The 494-nt window shown below is 70.9% G+C and carries 1 protein-coding gene; it reads right to left on the bottom strand.

The window, feature by feature from the left end; translation table 11 throughout:
- Positions 1-494, bottom strand: a 494-nt coding sequence (locus QN224_RS33630; RefSeq protein WP_283980186.1) for an AMP-binding protein, incomplete at both ends; no start/stop codon positions are given.

Genomic DNA, 494 nt, shown 5'->3' on the forward strand with positions numbered 1-494 from the left:
CCGGTGGATCCGGAGGTGTAGATGATGTAGGCGAGATGGCGGGAAGTGAGGCCGAGGGCGCGGGGGTCGGGATCGGATGCCGGCCGGTTCGCCCAGGCCGGTGTTGCGGCATCGAGGTCGACCGCGGTCAGACCGGCGATCGCGCTGGCGCCGAGGGCCTGGCGACCGGCCGCATCGCAAAGCAGCAGCTTCGGTGCTGCGTCGTCGAGCAGCTGGCGCAGGCGCTGAGACGGATAGGCCGGGTCGAGCGGCACGTAGGCGCCGCCCGCCTTGAGGATCGCCAAGAGCCCGACGACCATGGCCGGGCTGCGCTCGAGGCAGATCGCCACCGGCTGGTCCGGCTTCACGCCGAGGGCGATCAGATGATGGGCGAGCCGGTTGGCGCGCGCGTTGAGCGCACCATAGCTCAGCTCTTCGTCCTCGTGGACGAGGGCGACGGCTTCGGGGGCGCGCCGGACCTGCGCCTCGAACAGCTCGTGGATGCACTTGTCCGA

Origin of the sequence: Sinorhizobium sp. 7-81 (genome assembly GCF_030124405.1) — a bacterium.
GTDB classification, from domain to species: domain Bacteria; phylum Pseudomonadota; class Alphaproteobacteria; order Rhizobiales; family Rhizobiaceae; genus Sinorhizobium; species Sinorhizobium psoraleae.